The sequence below is a fragment of the Streptomyces sp. NPDC058664 genome (assembly GCF_042716635.1).
In the GTDB taxonomy this organism is placed as follows: Bacteria; Actinomycetota; Actinomycetes; order Streptomycetales; family Streptomycetaceae; genus Streptomyces.
Window position 1 is genome coordinate 1 of the sequence record NZ_JBHXRW010000174.1, and the last position, 2719, is coordinate 2719.

Consider the following 2719-nt stretch of genomic DNA (forward strand, 5'->3'; position numbering starts at 1 on the left):
GACACCACGCTTGAGCATCAACTCCTCAACCTCCCGGAAGCTGAGCGGGAAACGGAAGTACAGCCACACGCAGTGCGAGATGACCTCCACCGGATACCGGTGGTTCTTGTACGACGGCGACACAACCGACACCGCGATCCCTTCCCCGGACCCGAACAACCCGAAGAACATGCCACCCCACCCTCACAACGTGACAGCGCCCCTGCCCCCACCTCTCACCGCCAAGCCCCATAACGAACTCCACGCTAAAGCCAAGTAGGGCACGGCCCTCGCCGTGGAGCACGGTTTACTCATCTCTGCCAACGGCAGTCGGCCTACCCTATCTATTGGTACTGCACATGTACCGCAATTCATGGGGTTTGCAATCTCCATCGATTGGATAATCGTGAACTACAACAAACGCGACCACGTTCCCTCGGCACCGCCATTGCGATGTCCGTCGCGATCTGGCTACAACGTGATTCCAGCTACGATGCCTCAGCGTTGTTACGGCTGCGCGGTCTACTCGGTGAGGATCTCGGCCAGGCATGCAAGCAGCGTTGCCGTCAGCCAGGGTGCACCCTCTTCGTGGCCTGTCCACGTCAGGTAAACATATCCCGGGGAACGCCCGATTCGTGCTCCTGAATAGGAAGTCGCCGAATCCTTCGCATCGTGCCGCAGTGACCGCGCCTGCAGATCGAGTTTGAGGACCACTTACTCTGCTTCAGGGATGTCCGTCACCTTACGGTCTTACTTGGCTTAGTCATCAGCCCTACCGTCTCCCGCCTGGGCGCCGCCAGAGTTTCACCATTAACTCGCAAGCTGAAATTCCCACCCGATTTGCAGGTGGGTTCGATGATTTTATTGGAAGGTCACGCCATGCTATCCAATCGCGAATTGAAGACATCTCGGGTATTTCGTCCAATTGTCGTCGGAATTGGCTCAGCAATTCTGGTAACCACTGCCGCAATGACTCCGGCGGTAGCGGCCCCGGCCTCGACCACCTTCTCGCCGTCACCGTCGCCATCGAGCTACGCCATCGTCGACAAAATGGCAGCCGCTGATGCGGCTGCGAACGCCGAGGGTTCCCCAAGTCCGGCAGCTGTGGTGGCAGGAGGGAAGCTAACGGGCGGCGAGTGGAAGAAGGTCGTATCAGGCTGGGGGAAGTACAACCGAGACTACATCGGCTGGCTCAATGGAGGCAGGTACAACGCAGGAGAGTTCAAGTGCTACGTGAACGGCGTCAGATTCTCCTCGGGATCCCTCTCTGGCCATTTCACCTTGGTCGTCGCCGGTTACGGATCCTGCTTCTTCTGGTCGCCCATTAATACCGACTATGCAATATTTTAACGCACTTGATCGCTGGACGCTCAGCTTCTCCATTAGCCAGGCCCGGAGCCACGGCCAGCATGGCAGTTGAGTGCTACTACGGCGATCATGCGGACCGAATCTGTTCACTGGCGCGCGCGATGGAAGTCGCCGCAGGATTCCATCGCGAAGTATGTTCACCCAAAAGCGACTTTGAGTCGCCCACCCAGGGCGGAAAGCCCGCACGCTCTTTAAATCCCCGACGACCTCAGTACGACTGGAGCGCCAAATGCACAAAGGTACATCAACGTCCATACTTGGTGGAACATTCGCCGCAATGTCAATCGGACTCATTTGCCTCTCTGTTGCGCCGCCCGCTACCGCAGCGGAGTCGAGCACCGTAGTCGTTCGCAATTACGGCGCATACGTCGGCCCTCAGAACAAGGGAAGTGTGGGGGCGAAGTGCCCGTCCACCCATCCATTCGTTGTGTCGGCCGAGGCCAGGGGTTTCGAGAGTGCAAGCCCCCCGCCAGGCGGATATTCCGTAAAGTCGGCAACCAAGATCGTATCGGCAACCGTCGTCGACTATCCAGCTATTTCTCGCATCGAGTACCAAAACACGTCCACATACAACATTGACCCAATGAAGGAGATATCCATATCCCAGGAACTCACCCTAAACTGCTCGAACGTCGACCCCACTCCGGGGACCCTTCCCGAAGGCATGAAATTCACCTCCGGCTTGACACTTGCCCCCGAGACGCTCTGGGGTCCAGGAATCGGCACCGGATTCTTTCCCTGCCCCTCGATGTTCCCGGTTGCATCCTCCTCAGGCGCCGATGTTATGCCAAACGTGGGATGGACTTCCCAAATCGACCGGTCGACGAACCCGGACACTGTGAAGTTCCATTTCATCAATCACAGGCCCAGTAATACGCAGGTTGACATGATCATCAATTGCTCCAAGAGCTGAGAGGATCATCGTTCGTGGGAGCTGTACCGCAGCTCAGTGACGCCCAGCGCCGGGCCGCCCTGGGCAAGGCCATTACGGCGCGCAGGGAGCGCGCTGAGGTGAGGGAAGCCCTCAAGCAGGGAAGGATGTCGCTGCATGAGGCGCTGGCCGGTGATTCCGAGGCGATGCGCAAGATGCCAGTGCGGGCTCTGCTCCAATCACTTCCTCGCATTGGCAGGGTCCGTGCCCAGCGGCTTCTTGCCGAGATGGAGATCGCTCCCAGTCGGCGTCTGGGCGGGTTAGGCCCCCGGCAAAGGCAGCGCCTTGCGGAATGGTCCGCACCACGGAGTTGACCGCCCGCCGCCCGCCCCGGCCAAGGTCCCTGAGACCGCGTTTGAGATCTGCCGTGCCGTGAGGCTGGCGGGGTCGTTGAGCTCTGTGTGAGTGGTTCTGGGGGTGGGTATCCGTCGGACCTGGCGG

Annotated in this window: 3 protein-coding genes; 2 read left to right on the forward strand and 1 reads right to left on the reverse strand. The window is 59.2% G+C overall.

Going from position 1 to position 2719, the window contains the following annotated elements; translation table 11 throughout:
• Positions 1 to 1029: 1029 nt before the first annotated feature.
• Positions 1030 to 1329, forward strand: coding sequence for a hypothetical protein (locus tag ACFWUY_RS41200; protein WP_384122044.1), 300 nt, complete (start codon positions 1030 to 1032; stop codon positions 1327 to 1329).
• Positions 1330 to 1872: 543 nt separating this feature from the next.
• Here ACFWUY_RS41200 and ACFWUY_RS41205 read toward each other — a convergent pair.
• Positions 1873 to 2202 carry a hypothetical protein gene (locus ACFWUY_RS41205; RefSeq protein WP_384122047.1) on the reverse strand — a complete coding sequence of 110 codons (330 nt, stop codon included), beginning with the start codon at positions 2200 to 2202 and terminating at the stop codon, positions 1873 to 1875.
• Positions 2203 to 2274: 72 nt separating this feature from the next.
• On the opposite strand from ACFWUY_RS41205, the gene mihF reads away from it, so the two are divergent.
• The gene (gene mihF, locus ACFWUY_RS41210; protein WP_384122051.1) at positions 2275 to 2592 is read left to right on the forward strand and encodes an integration host factor, actinobacterial type; all 318 of its coding nucleotides are present in this window, start codon (positions 2275 to 2277) and stop codon (positions 2590 to 2592) included.
• Positions 2593 to 2719 lie beyond the last annotated feature (127 nt).

Coding starts and splice junctions, on each gene's coding strand:
- ACFWUY_RS41200 (WP_384122044.1), top strand. CDS start 1,030: ATGGCAGCCGCTGATGCGGCTGCGAACGCCGAGGGTTCCCCAAGTCCG.
- ACFWUY_RS41205 (WP_384122047.1), bottom strand. CDS start 2,202: ATGAAATGGAACTTCACAGTGTCCGGGTTCGTCGACCGGTCGATTTGG.